This window comes from Ochrobactrum sp. SFR4 (assembly GCF_019730395.1).
Classification (GTDB): domain Bacteria; phylum Pseudomonadota; class Alphaproteobacteria; order Rhizobiales; family Rhizobiaceae; genus Pseudochrobactrum.
Genome location: NZ_JAAPBB010001508.1, coordinates 1 through 229, shown reverse-complemented (window position 1 = coordinate 229; position 229 = coordinate 1). Strand labels below are relative to the sequence as shown.

Below are 229 nucleotides of genomic sequence, written 5' to 3'. Positions count from 1 at the left end.
AAACTCTGCCACACGCTCTTCATCAAAACGTGCATAGGCGCGGATTGCATCCGGCGTGCGGAAATCAACAACCAGCATATCCACCGGTCCGTCAGATTTGGTCTGGAAAATAAACTTGCCGTCAAATTTCAGGGATGTGCCGAGCAGTACGGTCAGCACTGCCGCTTCACCCAGCAGCCGCGAAACGGCTTCCGGATAATTATGGCGTTTCAAAATAGCATCAAGCGCC

At 52.4% G+C, this 229-nt stretch carries 1 protein-coding gene; it reads right to left on the bottom strand.

Features of this window, described 5'->3' with window-relative positions; translation table 11 throughout:
- Positions 1–229, bottom strand: a 229-nt coding sequence (locus HBA93_RS24055; protein ID WP_221724882.1) for an Hsp33 family molecular chaperone HslO, incomplete at both ends; no start/stop codon positions are given.